The organism is Paenibacillus sp. FW126-R14, assembly GCF_058789495.1.
Genome location: NZ_JBYTBS010000003.1, coordinates 211,315 through 230,523, shown reverse-complemented (window position 1 = coordinate 230,523; position 19,209 = coordinate 211,315). Strand labels below are relative to the sequence as shown.

The window sequence follows — 19,209 nt, the reverse complement described above, 5'->3', positions numbered from 1 at the left end:
GGTGCGCTTGTATGGCCAAAGCTGCTCTAAACGGGTTAACCGGACGACAAAAGGCAGCCATTCTTTTAATCAGTTTAGGCCCTGAGGTGTCCGCTCAAATATTCAAGCATTTGCGTGAAGAAGAAATTGAGCAGTTAACACTAGAGATTGCGAATGTTAGGAAAGTGGATTCCTACGAGAAAGAATCAATCTTGTCTGAGTTTCATCAAATCTGCTTAGCGCAAGAGTTCATTTCTCAAGGCGGTATTGCTTACGCCAAAGATATTTTGGAGAAAGCGCTCGGTTCACAGAAAGCGCTCGATATCATAAATCGCTTGACAGCTACGCTGCAAGTAAGGCCGTTCGACTTTGCGAGAAAAGCAGACCCTGCTCAAATTCTCAACTTTATTCAAAATGAGAATTCGCAGACGATTGCACTTGTGTTGTCTTACTTACAAGCCGATCAGGCTTCAATTATCTTGTCTTCATTGCCGCAAGAGAAACAAGCGGACGTCGCCAAACGAATTGCACTGATGGACAGCACTTCACCGGAAGTCATTAGCCAAGTGGAACGTGTGCTTGAACAGAAGCTATCGTCTACGGTTACTCAGGATTATACAAATGCCGGAGGTATTGCATCTATCGTTCAAATCTTGAATGGTGTTGACAGGGGGACAGAGCGTACGATTCTCGATTCGTTGGAAATTCAAGATCCCGAACTTGCGGAAGAAATCAAGAAACGGATGTTTGTCTTCGAAGACATTGTCAATATTGACAATCGTTCCATTCAGCGCATCATTCGTGATATCGAGAATGCCGATCTGCAGCTTGCGCTTAAAGTTGCGAGTGAGGAAGTTCGTGATGTTCTATTCAAAAATATGTCCAAACGCATGGCCGAAACGTTCAAGGAAGAAATGGAATTTATGGGTCCGGTTCGTTTGCGTGACGTTGAGGAAGCTCAAACCAGAATTGTTGCTACAATCCGCCGCCTAGAGGAATCAGGTGAAATCATCATTGCACGTGGTGGAGGAGACGATATTATTGTCTAATGTCATTAAATCATTCGCTTATTACGCCTTGGATGATAAGAAATTGGTTGAATCGACCTTGCCTGCTCATCTTCTTCCTGAGGACCATGAGTCCGGCGATCAGCTTACTCCTGAACAACAGCAGGAATTAACGGAAGCAACGAGCATGAAGGATCAAATTCTTCAAGACGCGGAAGCTTTTGCTAATGAGCAGATTCATCAGGCTATGCAGGAATGCTCGGCACTTCGCGAACAGACGCATGAAGAAATCAATGCCTGGTGGGCAACGCGCCGTGCAGAAGATGAAGAGCATGTCGCCTTATCGAGACAGTCCGGCTTCGAAGAAGGCTACCAGCAAGGTATCGCTCAAGCTGAAGAAGTGCTTAGACAGGAATACAGTGAAATGCTAACGGAAGCCCAAAGTGTTTTAGATCAAGCCTATAAGCTGAAGCAGCAAATCATTCAAGAATCGGAACCTTTCTTGATAGAGCTTAGTACGTCAATCGCTGAGAAAGTGATCGGCAGGCAGTTAACTTTGAACCCCGAATGGGTGGTAGAGTTAATTCAGAGCGTTCTATCACGCAGAAGGGAAAAAGGAATCATTGCGCTGTGCGTTGCACCGTCACAATTTGCATATATACAAGATGCTCGTGAAGAGCTCCTTACTTCGATAGATTCACAGGCTGAACTGCAAATTATTCCGGATTCCACGGTACAAGACCGCGGATGTGTCATTCGTTCTTCTTTTGGCAGCATTGATGCCAGAATCGATACGCAGCTGAAAGAGATCAAATCCGCTCTTCAGCAGTTGGCTACTCAAAGCGAGGGAATAGGAACATGAACAGTGCGCTGCCAAAAGTTGATAAGTACAAAGAGCATCTGAATGCCATTGACCCCATTCGAGTTAACGGCAAAGTGACGCAAGTTATCGGTTTGACTGTGGAGTCAGAAGGTCCGGATGTAAGCATTGGCGATCTGTGCTATATCTATCCGCACAAATCCAATAAGCCATTGAAAGCCGAAGTCGTTGGTTTCCGCAGCAATAAAGTGATTTTGATGCCTCTTGGCGATTTGGATTCGATCGGACCTGGCTGTGATGTTGTTGGAACCGGAAAGCCGCTAACCGTTCAAGTTGGACACGAGCTGCTCGGTAAAGTGCTTGACGGTTTAGGACAGCCGTTGGACGGCTCGTTCCTGCCTTCCAGGATGGCTCAATATTCAACCAATAATGTGCCGGGCAATCCGCTTACGCGTCCTAGAGTGCTCAATCCAATCTCCGTAGGCGTGCGCTGTATCGATGGTTTGTTGACGATCGGCAAAGGTCAGCGTGTGGGCATTTTCGCCGGATCCGGTGTCGGAAAAAGTACCCTGATGGGAATGATTGCCCGCAATACATCAGCGGATGTTAATGTTATTGCCCTAATCGGTGAGCGGGGCAGAGAGGTCTTGGACTTTATCGAAAGAGATCTCGGTCCTGAAGGACTTGCAAGGTCTGTCGTCATCGTGGCCACGTCAGATCAGCCTGCGCTCATACGTATTAAAGGTGCGATGATTGCAACGAGTATTGCCGAGTATTTTCGAGATCGCGGCTTAAATGTGATGATGATGATGGATTCCGTCACCCGGTTCGCGATGGCACAGCGTGAAGTCGGCCTTGCGGTTGGGGAGCCACCGGCAACGCGTGGTTACACGCCATCGGTTTTTGCCATGCTTCCGCGATTATTGGAGCGTTCCGGCACGGGGCCTAAAGGATCGATTACGGCCTTTTATACCGTGCTTGTTGACGGCGATGACATGAATGAGCCGATTGCCGATGCGGTACGGGGGATTCTCGATGGACATATTGTCCTGAACCGCAGTATCGCCAATAAAGGTCACTATCCGGCCATCGATGTTCTATCCAGTGTAAGCCGTGTGATGAAAGAAATTGTCCCTACTGAACATATGGAAGCTGCTGATCATCTAAAGCGACTTCTCTCTACATATAAAGATTCGGAAGATCTAATTAATATTGGGGCGTACCAAAAAGGTTCTAATCCGAATATTGATGTTGCCATGGATCATATTGAAGCTATTTGGGATTTCACGAAGCAAAAAACAAGTGAAAAGCTGACGTACGAAGAAGCTCAAGAGCGATTGATTCACGAATTTTATAAGGGATGAGGGTCCTGAATGCATTTTCGTTATTCTTTCCAGCAAATTGTCGATTTGAAAAACAATGAACGCACACAGGCAGAATGGATTTTGTCTGAGGCAATGGGTCAATTAAGGAATGAAGAAACGAGTTTACGCGGCTTGTTTGAGCAAAAAGAGAGTCTTCACCAAGAAATGGTGACGGCCTCCAAAGATTCGGTCTCCATTGCCAAGATGTTAATGCTGCAGACTTATATGAATCATGTTGAGCGGCAGATTGCGCGCAAGCATCAGGATGTGCAGCAAGCGAAACATGTCGTGCTCAAAAAGCAGGAGCATCTTTCCGAAAAAATGATCGATGAAAAGGTTTGGACGAAAGCCAGAGAAAAGGCATACAGCCAATTTCAATCCTTTGTTGCAAAAAAAGAGCAAGACGCTCTGGATGAGATGGCAACAAACCGTTTCAAACGACTCTCGTATTGAGAAGGTAAAGGAGGAACTAGGAGATGGCCGATACAAGCATGGAAGGTGCATCTTATAGTGCGCTGGAACGGTTTCTGATATGGTTTGTCATCCCCTTTGTGTTTACGGCTGTCCTGCTCTTCGTGTTGTTGTCGATCTTTGATTATGACATCAAGAGCAGCATTCAGAAAGCATTGCATAACACACCGGTAATTGGGGCAATCGTTCCTGCGCCTAAGGAAAAAAGCGTTGTAAGCAGCTCAGGTACGCAGACGACTCCTGAACAAAACATCAAGACCAAAGATGATGAGATTACGAAGCTTAACGCCAAAGTGGCGGACCTTCAAGCGGCCTTGCAGAAAGCAGAATCGTCTGCTGAACAAAAGGACCAATCGCTCAAAGATGCAGGGGCGAAAATCACGGAACTTGAAGACAAGCTGAAAGACAAGACGCAAACCGAAGAAGAGTATACGAATCAGATTACTCAGCTGGCCAATATGTATGCCAAAATGACCCCGAGCAAAGCCGCTCCAATCATTGAAGCACTTACACCGAAAGAAATGGTGCTTGTCTTCTCCATGATGAAGCCGGATAACCGGGGAGCTATTCTTGAAAAAATGAACGCTGCGAAAGCGGCGGAAGCTTCCATGGGACTCAAAGATGTTGTTCCTGTCCGTGATAAGGAAATCGCTGCTTTGCAAGAAAGATTAGCAACGAATGGGGGAAGCGCAGCGAAAGCAACGACCGCTGTCAGCAAATCCGATTTAGGTCAAACTTTTGCCAATATGACTCCTAAGAGTGCTTCCAATGTGCTGATCGAGATGAACAAATCGAATCCTGACAAAGTGCTGGCTATTCTAAGCGGCATGGATAATGCTTCCCGTTCCAAAGTGATGTCGGCATTATCGGACGCGAATAAGGAAATCGCTGCTTCGATCTCAGCTAAACTTGTTCAGTAACGGGGATGGTTGTCACGAAGGGAGGTGAAATATAAAGGTGGATGTACAAATGCAAACAGCACCTGCGGCAGTTTCCGCTGCATCTTCGAACAATAAAGCGGCTGCGACAGGGGGAACGTCCAAAGACGGCTTTACCCAAGTTTTGGATGGACAGATGTCTCCGACTACTTCGTCGAAAGACGGTACGAGCGCATCGGATCCGGCCCTTTCGTTAAGCATGCTGCTCCAAATGCTTCAGAGTCTGGTGGCGCCGGTGCAGGCAACTGCGGCACAGGATGTGCAACCGGAGGAACAGCCGCTCGCTGAAGTTGTTTTAGACGCGATGAACAGCAATCCGGCACTAGCTCAACAGCTATTGCAAGATCCTAAGGTTCAGAAGTGGTTTGAAGACGCAGAGCAATTGCTGCAAACGCTTGGCGGAGCTCAATCGAATCCTGCTGCTTCCTTTCCGGGCGCTTTAAAGCTTCAAGCAACCGAGGTTACGAACTTGCAAGCACAGAATACGCTGCTTTCGCTTGTTTCTTTGTCCAAACAGCAGCCTGACAATCCGATCGTGAAATTCTTGAATCAAGATTTACAGAATGTCATCGAGCCATTATTGCCTGAATTGATGACGAACTTGAAGAATCTAGCTCAAGAAGGATCAACGGTTGTTGGTGCGCTAGAAGCCGCTGAGGGGCTGCTGAAAGGAAATAAAAAGGAAGCCGTGACTGCCGACAAGTTGATGAGTCATCATAAAGCAGGCAGCAAAAAAGCGACTGAACAGAACTTTGACATGAACGCAGTGACCGTTGTACAACCTGCCAAGTCAAAGCTTGAGCTTCTTGCAATGAGGAATGTTCTTCTTACGCCGAAGGTTGATTCCATTTCTGCATCGACGGATGCATTGCCAAATTTAGTCGATTTGCCGACTGAAACTGAATCCTCTGCGAATACGGTTGTGACGATTGCTGATCTGCAGAGAGCGCAGCAAGCTCCGACAGCCGTTGATAAAACGGCCATTCCGACGATGAATGCTTCTAATTTTGCTGAAGAGATGACAGAGCATGTGCTGAAGAACATGAAAATTACCTTGGCCGACGGTTTCTCCGAAGCCAAGCTGTCCCTGTTTCCCAAAAATTTAGGGCATGTTGATGTGAAAATATCGATGCATGACGGCCAATTGGTTGCCCTGTTTGCAGCCGATTCCTTAGCGGCAAAGCAAATGTTAGAAACTCAACTGCCGCAGCTGCGACAAGCTCTTCAAACGCAAGGTTTGCAAGTTGAGAAGCTGGAGGTTACTCAGAATCAAGACATGCAATCCAGTCTGTTCCAGGAACAACGCCAACAGCAAGCATTTGGTCAATCGCAACGTCAAAACAAGAACGAGTCTGGCGGCTACGATGTGGACGCGCTTGATTTCGAACAGCAAGTTGATTCTGCTGTACAAGCAAGACCTGCCGTCCATGGCAACAGTTCCATTGATGTAACAGCTTAAGTACAGTTTATGCGAAGCGGTTGGAGGTGAAAGTATGGCAGCAAATCCGATTGTAGGCAACGTTTCTGATTTAATAAATACCGGGAAAAATACAAAAACAAAAGAAAAAGACAACAATACATTAGGGAAAGATGATTTCCTGAAAATATTGATTACCCAGCTTCAGAATCAAGATCCGACACAGCCTTTGCAAGATAAAGAATTTATCGCCCAGATGGCGCAATTCACTTCCGTAGAGCAGTTGACGAATATGGCCGGTGAAATGAAGCTGATGCGGCAATCGCTTGGATTTGTTTCAGGCTTGATCGGGAAATCGATCACTTGGGATGAAGCGGACTCTACAGGAGCAACGGTTGAAAAGTCTGGCGTTGTTGATTCCATCTCGTTCAAAGAAGGTAATCAATATGCCAATGTGAAGGGAGCGGAAATCTCTCTGGACAAACTCAAGAAAATTGAGAATGTTGGAGAAGGCCAATGACAGAGAGAATATCCATAGGACAGTTGTATCCTAATGCGGTTTCTCCTGCGTCTGCGAGACGAACGCCTGTACAGCAGCCGGCATCTGTATCCGGCAACCCGACCTTTCAAAAACTTCTTCAGGAGCAGTTTGTTCGTTTCAGTCATCATGCAGAGGTCAGGCTGAAGGAGAGAGGTATTCAGCTAAAACCGGAGCAGCTGGATAAGCTTAGCCAGGCCATCGATAAGGTTGCGGCAAAGGGAGCTAAAGATGCGCTGATGGTTATTGGCGGGAATGCATTGATTGTCAATGTTCCTAACCGGACTGTTGTGACGGCGCTTGACGGAAACGCGATGAATGAACATGTTTTCACTCAGATAGACAGTGCAATGATTATTTCTTCTTAATCAGGCTCGACCGCGTAGGAAGCCTGGAGCTGTGGAACGATGGAAGCAGCTCATGAATGATGTATTTTAATCCGATTAGGAGGCTAGTAAGATGTTAAGATCTTTATACTCTGGTGTTTCAGGTATGCGTGGTTTCCAAACGAAATTAGATGTTATCGGCAATAATATCGCAAATGTAAACACGATCGGATTTAAAGGCAGCCGTGTTATGTTCAAAGACATTCTCAGCCAAACGGTTTCCGGCGTAAGCGCAGCCGATGAGAACCGTGGCGGGGTGAATGCCCAGCAAGTTGGTTTGGGTGTGAGTTTGGCTGCGATCGACACCGTACATACTGCAGGAAGTGCGATGACTACGAATGTAGTTACGGACTTGCGCATTAACGGAGATGGATTTTTCGCTGTGGGAACTACCGAACAAACGGATGCGCCTTATTTGACAAGATCGGGTAACTTTACGTTAGACGCTTCAAGAAATCTTGTTAATGCCGAAGGGCTTCATGTTATGGGAGCTGAAGGGGCAGGGCCGATCGTCATTCCGGAAGATATCGTTTCTTTCTCCATCTCCCAAAACGGTGATATCATGGGGATTGATTCGACAGGAGCGACAGTGGCAACCGGGCAAAAAATCGGTGTCGTTAAAGTCGTTAACCCTTCGGGACTTGAGAAAATTGGCGGCAATTTGTACCGGATGACGGCAAATGCCAACCCAGAGGGCGCTTTGGCCATAGTAGCCCCAGGGGATACGACAACGGGAACAGGGACTTTGATCTCCGGTCAGCTGGAGATGTCCAACGTAGATTTGACTGGTGAATTTACAGAGATGATTATTGCGCAGCGCGGGTTCCAAGCCAATTCCCGTATTATCACAACTTCAGACGAAGTGCTTCAAGAGGTTGTAAATCTTAAACGTTAATGTTGAATAAATGATAGAGGGGAGCCTGCCTCCCCTTATCCTGATGCAGGAGGAGAAAGATGATTTCTCTCACTCGTTTAAATGGTAAAGCCATTGTCCTTAATGCGATCTTGATTGAATTGATTGAAGAGACGCCAGACACCATGATTACATTGACTACAGGCAAAAAAATCACAGTTCTTGAAAAAGCAGAGGTTGTGGTAAGCTTAGTGCGGACCTACATGCAGGAAATTGGCTCGGTGCGAGCGACAATTATGTCAAAGGATGCGGAGGGTTCGTAATTGTTTAAGAACAAAATTTTCATTCTGATTGTTTCGATTTTAATTGCAATTACGTTGATTTTGACTGCGGCTTTTGTCTTATGGAATTTCATGGAGAAGAACAATCAATCCAGCGATCCCGCGGTGAAGGCGCAAGATGCTGTGGCAAGTGTGAAACCGACGAAGCCGCCTTCCGCCGAAACGGTTAAAGCCAACACGGCAATCATCAAAGATGTTTTGACCAATTTATCAGGCAGTCAGAACTTTATTAAAATCAGTTTCGCTTTTGAATTAGAGAACTCCAAGGGCAAGACCGAATTCGACAGCTTGTTGGACTCGGCCGTGAAGGGCACAATCGTACAAACACTTGGCGATCTCACAAAGGAACAAATTGAAGGAAGCAAAGGGTCGGATACTTTAATTTCAACGCTAATGAATAAATTAAACCCGCTGCTTCACGATGGCAAGATTAAACAAATTTGGATAACTGATAAAGTGCTTCAATAAATTCGCTATTGATTTTGCTAAAAGGAGGTGACTCTAATGGTTGATGTTTTGTCGCAAAATGAGATCGATGCCTTGTTAGCGGCATTGTCCTCTGGCGAAATGGATGCGGATGAACTTAAAAAAGAAGAGACAACGAAGAAAGTAAGAGCTTATGATTTCAAGAGAGCGGTTCGTTTCTCGAAAGACCATATTCGTAGTTTAACTAGGATTCACGAAAACTTTGCACGCTTTTTAACCACTTATTTTTCAGCTCAGCTTCGCACATTCGTACAAATTAATGTAGTTCAGGTTGAACAACTGCCTTACGATGAATTTATTCGTTCGATCCCGAAAATGACCATTTTGAACATCTTTGAAGCGGAGCCTTTAGAGGGTCGAATGGTGCTTGAGGTTCATCCCAATGTTGCATTTGCGATGTTAGACCGATTGTTGGGCGGGGCTGGGACAACACCTACGAAGATAAATGCTTTAACGGAGATTGAAACGATTGTGATGGAACGCATATTTAGCCGGGCGTTCGACAGCCTTCAAGAGGCTTGGAAAACAGTTATCGATATTCAGCCTAGATTAGAGGCACTGGAAACAAATCCACAGTTCATGCAAATTGTTTCTCCCAATGAAACAATCGCACTGATCTCACTGAGTACCAAAATTGGCGATACGACAGGGATGATTAATCTATGTATTCCCCATGTCGTCATTGAACCGATTATGCCTCGACTTTCTGTGCATCATTGGTTTGTTTCGCAGAAAAAGACGAGAGCACCTGAAGAAGTGGAAGCACTTCAATCCCGCTTGGAAAAAACCAAGCTACCTCTCATTGCAGAATTGGGTTCGTCGGAAATTTCAATTCGAGATTTTCTTGGCTTAACGGTCGGCGATGTTATCCCGCTGCAAAAATCCGTCGAAGATTCGCTTCAAGTCAAAGTGGGCGAGAAGCTGAAATATCTCGGAAGCCCTGGTACCTTAAAAGGAAAGATGGCTGTACAGATTACAGATATCGTAAATGAAGGAGAAGAAGATTATGACGAATAACAGAGATTATTTGTCCCAGGAAGAGATCGATGCTTTGTTGAGACAATCTTCGGAAGATAGTTCAGCCTCTTCTTTTCAAGGGCCTCCTCAAGTTGAAGATTATTTATCTTCATTAGAACAAGACGCACTTGGTGAAATTGGTAATATTACATTTGGCAGTGCAGCTACTGCACTTTCTACTTTGCTTGGTAAAAAAGTCGATATCACGACGCCGATGGTTTCCATTATCAGTAAAGAAGAGCTGCAAGAGCAGTTTCCAAAACCGCACGTAGCTGTGCATGTCAACTATGTGGATGGCTTCGACGGCATTAACTTGCTGGTGATCAAAACGCGCGATGCCCAAGTCATTGCTGACTTAATGATGGGTGGAGACGGTACAGGCGGCGATGAAACGCTGAGCGAAATTCATATTAGCGCCGTGCAAGAAGCGATGAATCAAATGATGGGATCTTCGGCGACGTCGATGTCTACCATATTTAATCGATTTGTCAATATCTCTCCTCCAGGAATCGACATATTAAATTTGTCGAAAGGAGAAGGAAAACTACCCGACGAGGACGTATTTATAAAGATATCGTTCCGACTCATTATTGGCGACCTTATTGATTCTAATATCATGCAGTTATTGCCTGTTCCTTTCGCCAAAGAAATGGTGTCGATCCTCATGGGTGGAGATTCCGATTCTTCGATGGAAGTTGCACCTGCTGCGCAAGCACCGGCGGCTTCATCTGTTCCTAAACAGGAAGTACATACACCGCCCCCTGCTGCTGCTCAACCTATGTATGAGCAACCTATGTATCAACAACAACAACAGCAGCCTGTGTATGAACAGCCGATGTACCAGCAGCCTATGCAGCCGCCAATGCAGCCACCGATGGGACAGCCGATGTATCCGCCGCAACAACCGATGTATGGGCAGCAACCTGCTGCGTACGGCGGGATGCCTAACCGCAATGTGAATGTGCAGCCCGTTCAGTTTGGGAATTTGCAAACAGGCGGATTAGGCCATGCGGAGGATACGAACCTAAATTTACTACTGGATATACCTCTTAAGGTAACTGTAGAATTAGGCAGAACGCACAAGGTGATTAAAGATATCTTGGAATTGTCCCAGGGATCGATTATCGAATTGGATAAGCTGGCAGGTGAGCCGGTAGACATCTTAGTGAATAATAAGCTGATTGCCAAGGGTGAAGTCGTTGTCATCGATGAAAACTTTGGAGTTCGAGTAACCGACATTGTCAACCAATGGGAACGAATTCAAAAGTTACAATAATTTAATTTTTTAGGGGGACTTTATTCATGGCTAACCGTATTTTGATTGTTGATGATGCTGCATTTATGAGAATGATGATTCGAGATATTTTAACGAAAAACGGTTACGAGGTTTGTGGAGAAGCGAATGACGGCGCACAAGCGATCGAGAAATACAAAGAGTTGAAACCGGACCTGATTACAATGGATATTACAATGCCGGAGATGGACGGAATTCAAGCACTAAAAGAAATTAAAAAAATCGAACCTAACGCAAAAGTGATCATGTGTTCCGCGATGGGTCAGCAAGCGATGGTTATTGATGCGATCCAAGCCGGCGCAAAGGACTTTATCGTTAAGCCTTTCCAAGCAGACCGCGTCATTGAAGCAATTAAAAAGACTCTGGGTTAAGCCGTCTTCTTCGGTCGAGTCTTGCATAAGCCGAAAGGGAAGTGACTATGAGAAGACTCCACTCGAAACGACTGCTAACAGGTATGCTAAGTTTAACGGCTTTGTTGTATACAAAGTCCGTGAGCTTTGCTGAAACAGAACCTGGACAAGGTCTTCCAGCATCGGATTACCCGACTGCCGATCCAACGGGAACGCTTGGCATGATTTTTAAAGTCATATTTTTCTTGATTTTAATTATTCTCCTTTTCTATGTACTTATTAGATACGTGGCTAAGAAAAATAAGGGAACAATGTTCGGGAACTCGATTCGTTCTTTAGGCGGCGTTCCCTTAGGCCAAAATAAATCGATCCAAATCGTTGAAATTGGCCATTCGCTCTTCGTCGTTGGTGTCGGAGATAACATCCAACTGTTGGATAAAATCGATGACGCCGATGAAGTAGCTTACATCTCTGAGTTGATGCTAGCTTCTCAGGATGATCGAATGGGGTTCGGAACTGTTAGCAAGTGGATTAGTAAGCTGCCGATGAAAAAGAAAGACATCGAAGAAGACGTAGAGATTACTTCAACGTTTCAGCAAGTATTTCATGATAAGCTGCAGCGTGTAACAAACCGTAACCGAAATGTGGAAGAGTGGCTTTCTGATCAAAAACAAAAAGATCGGTTGAATGATGAATGAAACGAAATAAATTAGTTCTTACACTTCTGATTGTGCTGGTTTCTGTGTTCCTGCTTTCTTTAACAGCATCAGCGGCCGAGGTCGATCCTAACAATCCGATTCCAGGATTGAATGTTAATATTGGGACCGGAGGGACTGCCGGAGGATCTTCCAATACCGTAACCCTTTTGCTTCTGCTAACGGTTTTGAGCCTTGCTCCATCGTTCCTGATTCTAATGACTAGTTTTACGCGTATTGTCATCGTACTTGGTTTCGTCCGTACATCGCTGGGGACCCAGCAGATGCCGCCAAATCAGGTTCTAATCGGACTCGCTCTGTTCTTAACCTTTTTTATTATGTCTCCTACTTTAGGGGAAGTGAATCAAGCGGCGCTTCAGCCCTACTTAAAGGGGGAAATTAATCAGACCCAGGCTTTTGAGAAAGCCGCACTGCCAATGAAGCAGTTTATGTTTAAACATACGCGTCAGAAGGATTTAAAGCTATTTCTAGATTACTCCAAAGCAAAGGCACCAACAGGCGTAGAAGATATTCCGATTACTTCCTTAGTTCCAGCTTATGCGATAAGTGAATTGAAATCTGCTTTCCAAATGGGTTTTATGATATTCATTCCGTTCCTGGTCATTGACATGGTCGTTTCGAGTACGTTGATGGCAATGGGAATGATGATGCTGCCGCCTGTTATGATTTCATTACCGTTTAAGATTCTACTTTTTATTCTGGTAGATGGCTGGTATCTTGTGGTGAGATCATTACTCCTAAGCTATGGTTGACGATCAAGATATCGGAGGTTTCCTGAATGGGTTCGGAATTTGTCATTCGAATTGCCGGTGAGGCTGTTTATACGGTGCTTAAAGCGAGCGCCCCTATGCTGGTAATTGGACTTGTTGTAGGTCTGATCATTAGTATTTTTCAAGCAACAACCCAGATCCAGGAGCAAACGTTGGCTTTTGTTCCGAAAATTGTGGCCGTACTGCTTTCCATCCTTATTTTCGGACCTTGGATCATGAATACGTTGGTTGACTTTACGTTTAATTTACTCAACAACCTTTACAAATTCGTTGGATAGGTTGTGAGCGCGATGACAATGGTTTTTCAGGCTATTCCTATTTTTTTGCTTATCTTTTGTCGAATTACATCATTCTTTGTCGTAGTACCGATTTTATCTTCAAAAAATGTTCCCATGATGTTCAAAATCGGTCTATCCGTATTCATCTCATTCCTGATTTTTGCGAGCATGGGGCTGGATAAGCCCATTCCCATGGATGGTGAATATGTTCTTTTGATTATTCGTGAAATGCTCATCGGCATTTTACTTGGTTTTCTCGCCTATATCTTTTTTACCGTTGTTCAAACAGCCGGCTCTTTTATGGATATGCAGATCGGGTTCAGTATGGCAAGCGTTATTGACCCCTTGACTGGGGCTTCAACGCCGATGCTAGGTAACCTTAAGTATATGATTGCCGTTTTGTTATTTCTTTCTTTCGACGGTCATCACTATCTTCTTAGAGCCATTATGGATAGCTACAAATGGGTGCCGCTGGACAACCAGTTGTTTACCCGCATTTACAACGGTCAAATTTCAGACTTTTTGTTCCACTCATTGACCAAAATGTTTTATCTTTCTTTTCAACTCGCTGCTCCAATCGTAGCAGCTCTTTTTTTGACAGATTTAGGGCTGGGGCTCTTAACGAGGGTGGCTCCGCAATTTAACATTTTCGTCATTGGCGCGCCGCTCAAAATGATTCTCGGTTTTTTCTTGCTCGTTGTTCTGTTCCCGGAATTAATCTCGCAATTTCAATATTTATTCTCAACCATTTTCGATAACATGGAGAAGTTGCTTGGGCTAATTAGCGGAACACAGCAACCGTCTCCTTAAGCAGGAGGAAAGCCGTGTCCCAACAACTGCGTTTACAACTTGATTTGCAATGGTTTGCTGGGGAGAAGACGGAGCCTGCAACGGCCAAGAAAAGGCAGGATGCACGCAAGAAAGGGCAAGTTGCCAAAAGCATGGACTTGCCCGCGGCGCTCATTCTACTCTTTACGTTCTTATCGTTCATCATGTTTGGCGGCTTCATGAAAGAAAAGATGATCAACATTTTCAGAAATGTGTATGAGAATCAGCTGACCATGGATGTTACCGCAGGCAACGTTCAGGTTCTTTTCGTAGACCTGCTTAAACAAGGGTTGTTTATTTTAGGGCCTATTTTTCTTCTTGTTGTTCTCATCGCTTTTATCGGGAACTATGCACAGATCGGATTTATGTTTATCGGCGAACCCTTGATGATGAAATTCAACAAGATAAACCCCTTAGAGGGATTTAAGCGAATTTTTTCTCTCCGCTCGGTCATGGATTTTTTGAAGTCTACCTTGAAAATGACCATTATCGGCTATGTCGTATATACGACTTTGATGGGGGAAAAAGCGAAGCTGCTCGGCTTGGGTCATACGCCATTGGAAAGCGCGTTCTCTTTTATCGCTACGGTTACGCTAAAGTTGGGCATTAAAATAGGCGCAGTTCTAATCGTTCTTGCCATTTTTGACTATATTTATCAAAAGTATGAATACGAGAAGAGTCTTAAAATGTCAAAGCAGGACATTAAAGACGAATATAAGAAGAGCGAAGGGGATCCACTTATCAAAGGGAAGATCCGGGCCAAGCAGCGTCAGATGGCGATGCAGCGGATGATGCAGGAAGTTCCCAAAGCGGATGTCATTATTACGAATCCAACCCACTTCGCTGTCGCTCTGAAATATGATTCCGCGAATATGCAAGCTCCAACCGTCATTGCGAAAGGCGCGGACTACGTTGCTTTGAAAATCAAAGAAGTTGCCAAGCAAAACGGTGTCATGACGATGGAAAATAAACCACTTGCTCGAGCGATCTTTGCACAGGTGGAAATCGGAGAGTCCATTCCAGCCGACCTGTTCCAGGCTGTCGCAGAAGTATTGGCGTATGTATATAAAATGAAGGGCAAGACGAATTAGTAAGAAGGGAGGTACAATCTTGTGAAAGTCAAGGATTTATTCGTTCTTATCGGTATAATTGGTATCGTTTTAATGATGATTGTACCTATTCCAATCCCTTTGTTGGACTTTCTTCTAATCATTAATATCTCAATAGCTTTAATGGTTATTTTGGTTGCTATGAATACGCAAGAAGCGCTGCAATTTTCTATTTTCCCATCCTTATTGCTGATTACGACTTTGTTTCGATTGGCACTTAACGTTTCTACTACGCGAAACATTTTGTCACATGCAGAAGCAGGTGACGTGGTCAGAACGTTCGGTTCTTTCGTCGCTCAAGGCAATATCGTCGTGGGATTTGTCGTGTTTCTTATCCTTGTCTTAGTTCAATTCATCGTAATTACCAAAGGTTCTGAGCGCGTTGCCGAAGTCGCAGCAAGATTTACGCTCGATGCGATGCCGGGTAAACAAATGAGTATCGATGCCGATTTAAACGCCGGTTTAATCAATGAAGTACAAGCCCGGGAGCGCAGACAAAAGATTGAACGCGAAGCAGACTTCTATGGCGCCATGGACGGAGCGAGCAAGTTCGTAAAAGGGGATGCCATTGCAGGGATCGTCATTCTCGTCATCAATTTGATTGGCGGCTTTATTATCGGGATGACGATGAAAGGTATGGATTTCTCGAAAGCCTTGCAAACCTTCTCAATCTTGACGATTGGGGACGGGTTGGTCTCGCAAATTCCAGCGCTGCTTATTTCCACGGCTGCCGGTATTATCGTAACCAGGGCATCGTCCGAGGGCAACTTAGGCCATGATGTTACGAAGCAATTAACAGCCCAGCCTAAACTCCTATACATAGTAGCAGGCACTTTAGTTATGTTAGGCATTTTTACGCCAATTCATTGGTTTACGACGTTCCCGATTGCAGGATTACTCGTTTTTGCAGGGTACAAGATGCAAAAGAATTTGGAACGGCAAGCGATCAAGGAAGAACAATTGGTGGAAGAACAGCAAATCGAGGAAGTTCGCAGTCCGGAAAGTGTGATCTCGCTCTTGCAAGTTGATCCGATCGAGTTTGAGTTTGGTTATGGTTTGATTCCGCTGGCAGATACGCAGCAAGGCGGAGACTTGCTTGACCGAATTATTCTAATTCGGCGTCAATGCGCGCTTGAATTGGGAGTCGTCGTACCGGTTATTCGGATTCGCGACAATATTCAGCTGCGTCCGAACGAGTATATCATCAAAATCAAAGGCAACACGGTTGCTCGAGGCGAACTACTTCTCAATCATTATCTGGCCATGAGTCCGGGGATTGATGACGACTCTATTGCAGGGATTGAAACAACGGAGCCTGCATTTGGTTTACCGGCCATCTGGATAGATGAAGTGACCAAAGAGAGAGCGGAGTTGTCAGGCTACACGGTTGTTGATCCTCCGTCTGTCGTAGCTACGCATTTAACGGAAATTATTAAGAAACATACGCACGAGCTTCTCGGACGTCAAGAAACGAAGGCGCTCATCGATAATGTGCGTGAATCCTATCCAGCGCTTGTTGATGATCTTATCCCTTCCGTTCTCTCCATTGGAGACGTTCAGAAAGTGTTGGCCAAACTGCTTAAAGAGAAAATTTCAGTACGCGATCTGGTCACGATCCTTGAGACGCTTGCTGATTATGGATCCTATACGAAGGATCCTGAAATCTTGACGGAATACGTCAGACAATCTTTATCCAGACAGATCACGCAGCAATTCACATCGTTAGGGGACTCCTTGAAGGTGATCACTGTAGGGCCGTCTGTAGAGAAAAAAATCGCTGATTCCGTGCAGCAGTCCGATCAAGGAAGTTATTTAGCGCTTGACCCTTCATCGTCGCAAATTATTTATCATCGCGTGAGCGAGCAAGTTTCCAAATTAATTCAATCCGGTCAGCAGCCTGTTATTTTAACGTCGCCGACGATTCGGATGTATTTGAGACAACTTCTTGAAAGAACGCTGCAGGATATCCCTGTATTATCGTATAGCGAATTAGAACCTAGCGTTGAAATTCAGAGCATGGGGGTAGTCAATCTATGAGAGTAAAAAGATATGTTGTCGATTCCATGCCTGATGCGTTGCAGAAGATTCGTACGGATTTAGGTAAGGATGCGGTTATTTTAAATACGAAAGAAATCCGTACGGGCGGATTTCTTGGCATGTTCGGCAAGAAAAAGATTGAAGTCATTGCCGCCATTGATAACGCGAATGCGAATTCAGCTCCGCAACCGACGAGGGCGGCTCCGCAGCTGCAGCCTCAGAAGCAGCCGGTGCTTTCTCAAGTTCAGGTTTCTAAGTCTGAGCAGCATCTTTCTGACTTTCCGGAAGTTCCGGACGTGCTGGCGGCAGTGGCGGCAGCGAAAGAACCTGTCGCCGCAAGATCCGCTGCAGAGGCGCAGCCAACATTTGCCCAACCGCAGATGACGTATACGCCAGCATCCGTTAATGCAGCGAGCAGACCCAGCTATCAAAAGGATGAGCACCTCATAGAGGAAATCAAACAGATGAAAGAAATGATGCGAAAGCTAACGCAGGCATCCGAGGAGTTCACGCTCCCCGAGCCTCTGCTTAAGCTGGAGCAGCGCTTATTCGATCAAGAGGTTGATCCAAAGCTGATTCGTCAAATTATGGACGAAACGGTTGCAGACTTTCAACTTGCCGATGAACCGATCACGGATGAAAACGCAGTTCAAATCGTCAGAGCTAAACTCGGACAAATGTTTCATTCAGAAGCCAGTAAGAAAATTTCACCGGCTACGCGCGTAGTTCATTTTGTCGGTCCGACCGGTGTCGGTAAAACGACAACCATTGCAAAGCTTGCCGCCGAACAGGTGCTCAAGTATCAACGCAAGGTTGGTTTCATTACTTCAGACACTTACCGGATTGCGGCTATTGAACAATTAAAAACGTATGCCACCATTTTGAACGTTCCGCTGGAAGTCGTCTTTTCGCCGCAAGATTTAATCAAAGCTTTTCAAAACCTAGAAGATTGCGACGTCATTTTCATGGATACAGCCGGTCGCAATTTCCGAAATGAAATGTATGTCTCAGAGCTTAATTCCCTTCTTAGAACACAAGGGAACAGTGAGACCATTCTAGTTCTCAGCTTAACGACGAAGTATCGAGATATGAGAGCGATAACGAACAATTTTAACAAATTCAAGCTGGATAAAGTCATTTTCACCAAAATGGATGAAACGGATTCTTACGGTGCGATTGTGAATATCGTTCACGAATTTTCGCTTCAAATTTCGTATGTGACCAACGGTCAAAACGTACCGGATGATATTACGGAATTGAACGAGTGGCAGATCATTGATTTGTTATTGGAGGAACCGAGAACATGAAGGATCAAGCAGAAGGGTTGCGGAACCTGGTTCAACTTCAGAATGATAAAGGCACAAAATCTACCAGGATTATTACCGTGACTAGTGGAAAGGGCGGCGTAGGGAAATCGAATGTTACGCTGAACTTTGCACTGGCGCTTCAATCCCAAGGTTACAAAGTTCTTGTCTTTGATGCTGATATCGGGCTGGCCAATATTGATGTGCTTATGGGCGTTTCATCTAAGTACAATTTGTATCACTTGTTGAAAAAGGAAAAGACCATCTGGGAAATTATTCAGAAGGGCTCGAACAATCTGGATTTTATCGCCGGCGGATCCGGTTTTAACGATTTGCTGCGATTAACGGAGGAAGAGCTGGATTATTTTGCCGAGCAGGTTATGCAGCTCAACGGATATGTGGACTTCATCATTTTTGACACGGGTGCCGGGCTTTCGAAAGAAACTTTGAAATTCATTCTTGCTGCGGAGGAAACATTCGTCGTCACGACGCCGGAGCCGACTTCCATCACCGATGCCTATGCGATTATCAAAATGGTTCATTCCATGGGACATGATGTTTCCTTCAAGTTAATCATTAACCGGGTAACGGATCGGAGAGAAGGCAAGCATACTGCCGACAAAATAGCTCTCGTTGCGAATCAATTCTTGGGCATTCAGATTCCTACCTTAGGTTTTGTGGAAGACGATTCGTCGGTTTCCAAAGCTGTCAAAAAGCAAGTGCCGTTTACGTTGGCTTTCCCTAACTCGCCTGCTGCCAAAAGTCTTCATTCACTCGTCGACGATTATATCAAAGGCTATCGAGTCATTTCGACACCTTCTTCCGGGGTCAAAGGCTTTTTGAATAAAATGATGAGACTTTTGAAATAGGATTTTCGCGAGTTATGTCGAATTAGGACATAAAGGG

General features: G+C 45.1%; 22 protein-coding genes. All 22 read left to right on the top strand.

The features are described 5' to 3' along the window. The first annotated feature begins 11 nt into the window (after positions 1–11). The 22 genes from fliG to AC3WRW_RS03455 all read left to right on the top strand — a co-directional run bounded on the left by fliG (position 12) and on the right by AC3WRW_RS03455 (position 19,172). The gene (gene fliG, locus AC3WRW_RS03560; RefSeq protein ID WP_167056160.1) at positions 12–1,028 is read left to right on the top strand and encodes a flagellar motor switch protein FliG; all 1,017 of its coding nucleotides are present in this window, start codon (positions 12–14) and stop codon (positions 1,026–1,028) included. After that, positions 1,021–1,848, top strand: coding sequence for a FliH/SctL family protein (locus tag AC3WRW_RS03555; protein ID WP_492544988.1), 828 nt, complete (start codon positions 1,021–1,023; stop codon positions 1,846–1,848). Before fliG ends, AC3WRW_RS03555 begins: the two co-directional genes overlap by 8 nt. Continuing rightward, positions 1,845–3,170 (top strand): flagellar protein export ATPase FliI, encoded by a 1,326-nt coding sequence (fliI, locus tag AC3WRW_RS03550; protein ID WP_492544987.1) that lies wholly within the window; start codon positions 1,845–1,847, stop codon positions 3,168–3,170. The genes AC3WRW_RS03555 and fliI overlap by 4 nt, the downstream gene beginning before the upstream one ends. Before the next feature lie 9 nt (positions 3,171–3,179). Beyond that, positions 3,180–3,623: a flagellar export protein FliJ gene (fliJ, locus tag AC3WRW_RS03545; protein ID WP_492544986.1), complete on the top strand. Its 444-nt coding sequence runs from the start codon at positions 3,180–3,182 to the stop codon at positions 3,621–3,623. A 23-nt stretch (positions 3,624–3,646) separates the two neighbouring features. Next, on the top strand, positions 3,647–4,561 hold the full coding sequence (locus AC3WRW_RS03540) for a MotE family protein (RefSeq protein ID WP_492544985.1): 915 nt from the start codon (positions 3,647–3,649) through the stop codon (positions 4,559–4,561). Positions 4,562–4,610: 49 nt separating this feature from the next. Next, complete coding sequence (locus AC3WRW_RS03535; protein WP_492544984.1) at positions 4,611–6,038, top strand: flagellar hook-length control protein FliK; 1,428 nt, start codon at positions 4,611–4,613, stop codon at positions 6,036–6,038. A gap of 34 nt (positions 6,039–6,072) precedes the next feature. Further along, the gene (locus AC3WRW_RS03530) at positions 6,073–6,516 is read left to right on the top strand and encodes a flagellar hook capping FlgD N-terminal domain-containing protein (protein ID WP_492544983.1); all 444 of its coding nucleotides are present in this window, start codon (positions 6,073–6,075) and stop codon (positions 6,514–6,516) included. Next, on the top strand, positions 6,513–6,902 hold the full coding sequence (locus tag AC3WRW_RS03525) for a TIGR02530 family flagellar biosynthesis protein (protein ID WP_492544982.1): 390 nt from the start codon (positions 6,513–6,515) through the stop codon (positions 6,900–6,902). The genes AC3WRW_RS03530 and AC3WRW_RS03525 overlap by 4 nt, the downstream gene beginning before the upstream one ends. Before the next feature lie 91 nt (positions 6,903–6,993). Continuing rightward, positions 6,994–7,815, top strand: coding sequence for a flagellar basal body rod protein FlgG (gene flgG / locus AC3WRW_RS03520; protein WP_492544981.1), 822 nt, complete (start codon positions 6,994–6,996; stop codon positions 7,813–7,815). A 59-nt stretch (positions 7,816–7,874) separates the two neighbouring features. Then, positions 7,875–8,096, top strand: a complete 222-nt coding sequence (locus tag AC3WRW_RS03515) for a flagellar FlbD family protein (RefSeq protein ID WP_171685984.1) — start codon at positions 7,875–7,877, stop codon at positions 8,094–8,096. Next, positions 8,097–8,582 (top strand): flagellar basal body-associated FliL family protein, encoded by a 486-nt coding sequence (locus tag AC3WRW_RS03510; protein ID WP_492544980.1) that lies wholly within the window; start codon positions 8,097–8,099, stop codon positions 8,580–8,582. Positions 8,583–8,618: 36 nt separating this feature from the next. Next, positions 8,619–9,617: a flagellar motor switch protein FliM gene (fliM, locus tag AC3WRW_RS03505; RefSeq protein WP_492544979.1), complete on the top strand. Its 999-nt coding sequence runs from the start codon at positions 8,619–8,621 to the stop codon at positions 9,615–9,617. Further along, positions 9,607–10,893, top strand: a complete 1,287-nt coding sequence (gene fliY / locus AC3WRW_RS03500; protein ID WP_492544978.1) for a flagellar motor switch phosphatase FliY — start codon at positions 9,607–9,609, stop codon at positions 10,891–10,893. The genes fliM and fliY overlap by 11 nt, the downstream gene beginning before the upstream one ends. A gap of 26 nt (positions 10,894–10,919) precedes the next feature. Further along, positions 10,920–11,282 (top strand): response regulator, encoded by a 363-nt coding sequence (locus AC3WRW_RS03495; protein WP_126144987.1) that lies wholly within the window; start codon positions 10,920–10,922, stop codon positions 11,280–11,282. A gap of 83 nt (positions 11,283–11,365) precedes the next feature. Next, positions 11,366–11,959, top strand: a complete 594-nt coding sequence (locus tag AC3WRW_RS03490) for a flagellar biosynthetic protein FliO (protein WP_492544977.1) — start codon at positions 11,366–11,368, stop codon at positions 11,957–11,959. Next, positions 11,956–12,729: a flagellar type III secretion system pore protein FliP gene (fliP, locus tag AC3WRW_RS03485; RefSeq protein ID WP_492544976.1), complete on the top strand. Its 774-nt coding sequence runs from the start codon at positions 11,956–11,958 to the stop codon at positions 12,727–12,729. Before AC3WRW_RS03490 ends, fliP begins: the two co-directional genes overlap by 4 nt. A 26-nt stretch (positions 12,730–12,755) precedes the next feature. Then, positions 12,756–13,025 carry a flagellar biosynthesis protein FliQ gene (gene fliQ, locus AC3WRW_RS03480; RefSeq protein WP_127451055.1) on the top strand — a complete coding sequence of 90 codons (270 nt, stop codon included), beginning with the start codon at positions 12,756–12,758 and terminating at the stop codon, positions 13,023–13,025. Positions 13,026–13,037: 12 nt separating this feature from the next. Beyond that, complete coding sequence (gene fliR / locus AC3WRW_RS03475) at positions 13,038–13,835, top strand: flagellar biosynthetic protein FliR (protein WP_492544975.1); 798 nt, start codon at positions 13,038–13,040, stop codon at positions 13,833–13,835. Positions 13,836–13,849: 14 nt separating this feature from the next. Continuing rightward, on the top strand, positions 13,850–14,944 hold the full coding sequence (flhB, locus tag AC3WRW_RS03470) for a flagellar biosynthesis protein FlhB (RefSeq protein WP_492544974.1): 1,095 nt from the start codon (positions 13,850–13,852) through the stop codon (positions 14,942–14,944). A gap of 21 nt (positions 14,945–14,965) precedes the next feature. Then, the gene (gene flhA, locus AC3WRW_RS03465) at positions 14,966–16,999 is read left to right on the top strand and encodes a flagellar biosynthesis protein FlhA (RefSeq protein ID WP_492544973.1); all 2,034 of its coding nucleotides are present in this window, start codon (positions 14,966–14,968) and stop codon (positions 16,997–16,999) included. After that, positions 16,996–18,306 (top strand): flagellar biosynthesis GTPase FlhF, encoded by a 1,311-nt coding sequence (flhF, locus tag AC3WRW_RS03460; protein ID WP_492544972.1) that lies wholly within the window; start codon positions 16,996–16,998, stop codon positions 18,304–18,306. The genes flhA and flhF overlap by 4 nt, the downstream gene beginning before the upstream one ends. Further along, positions 18,303–19,172 carry a MinD/ParA family protein gene (locus AC3WRW_RS03455; protein ID WP_492544971.1) on the top strand — a complete coding sequence of 290 codons (870 nt, stop codon included), beginning with the start codon at positions 18,303–18,305 and terminating at the stop codon, positions 19,170–19,172. The genes flhF and AC3WRW_RS03455 overlap by 4 nt, the downstream gene beginning before the upstream one ends. Positions 19,173–19,209: the final 37 nt, after the last annotated feature.

Excerpts from the sequence above, each read along its gene's own strand:
- fliG (WP_167056160.1), top strand. The coding sequence starts at position 12 with ATGGCCAAAGCTGCTCTAAACGGGTTAACCGGACGACAAAAGGCAGCC.
- fliI (WP_492544987.1), top strand. The coding sequence starts at position 1,845 with ATGAACAGTGCGCTGCCAAAAGTTGATAAGTACAAAGAGCATCTGAAT.
- fliJ (WP_492544986.1), top strand. The coding sequence starts at position 3,180 with ATGCATTTTCGTTATTCTTTCCAGCAAATTGTCGATTTGAAAAACAAT.
- AC3WRW_RS03540 (WP_492544985.1), top strand. The coding sequence starts at position 3,647 with ATGGCCGATACAAGCATGGAAGGTGCATCTTATAGTGCGCTGGAACGG.
- AC3WRW_RS03535 (WP_492544984.1), top strand. The coding sequence starts at position 4,611 with ATGCAAACAGCACCTGCGGCAGTTTCCGCTGCATCTTCGAACAATAAA.
- AC3WRW_RS03530 (WP_492544983.1), top strand. The coding sequence starts at position 6,073 with ATGGCAGCAAATCCGATTGTAGGCAACGTTTCTGATTTAATAAATACC.
- AC3WRW_RS03525 (WP_492544982.1), top strand. The coding sequence starts at position 6,513 with ATGACAGAGAGAATATCCATAGGACAGTTGTATCCTAATGCGGTTTCT.
- flgG (WP_492544981.1), top strand. The coding sequence starts at position 6,994 with ATGTTAAGATCTTTATACTCTGGTGTTTCAGGTATGCGTGGTTTCCAA.
- AC3WRW_RS03515 (WP_171685984.1), top strand. The coding sequence starts at position 7,875 with ATGATTTCTCTCACTCGTTTAAATGGTAAAGCCATTGTCCTTAATGCG.
- fliM (WP_492544979.1), top strand. The coding sequence starts at position 8,619 with ATGGTTGATGTTTTGTCGCAAAATGAGATCGATGCCTTGTTAGCGGCA.
- fliY (WP_492544978.1), top strand. The coding sequence starts at position 9,607 with ATGACGAATAACAGAGATTATTTGTCCCAGGAAGAGATCGATGCTTTG.
- AC3WRW_RS03495 (WP_126144987.1), top strand. The coding sequence starts at position 10,920 with ATGGCTAACCGTATTTTGATTGTTGATGATGCTGCATTTATGAGAATG.
- AC3WRW_RS03490 (WP_492544977.1), top strand. The coding sequence starts at position 11,366 with ATGCTAAGTTTAACGGCTTTGTTGTATACAAAGTCCGTGAGCTTTGCT.
- fliP (WP_492544976.1), top strand. The coding sequence starts at position 11,956 with ATGAAACGAAATAAATTAGTTCTTACACTTCTGATTGTGCTGGTTTCT.
- fliQ (WP_127451055.1), top strand. The coding sequence starts at position 12,756 with ATGGGTTCGGAATTTGTCATTCGAATTGCCGGTGAGGCTGTTTATACG.
- fliR (WP_492544975.1), top strand. The coding sequence starts at position 13,038 with ATGACAATGGTTTTTCAGGCTATTCCTATTTTTTTGCTTATCTTTTGT.
- flhF (WP_492544972.1), top strand. The coding sequence starts at position 16,996 with ATGAGAGTAAAAAGATATGTTGTCGATTCCATGCCTGATGCGTTGCAG.
- AC3WRW_RS03455 (WP_492544971.1), top strand. The coding sequence starts at position 18,303 with ATGAAGGATCAAGCAGAAGGGTTGCGGAACCTGGTTCAACTTCAGAAT.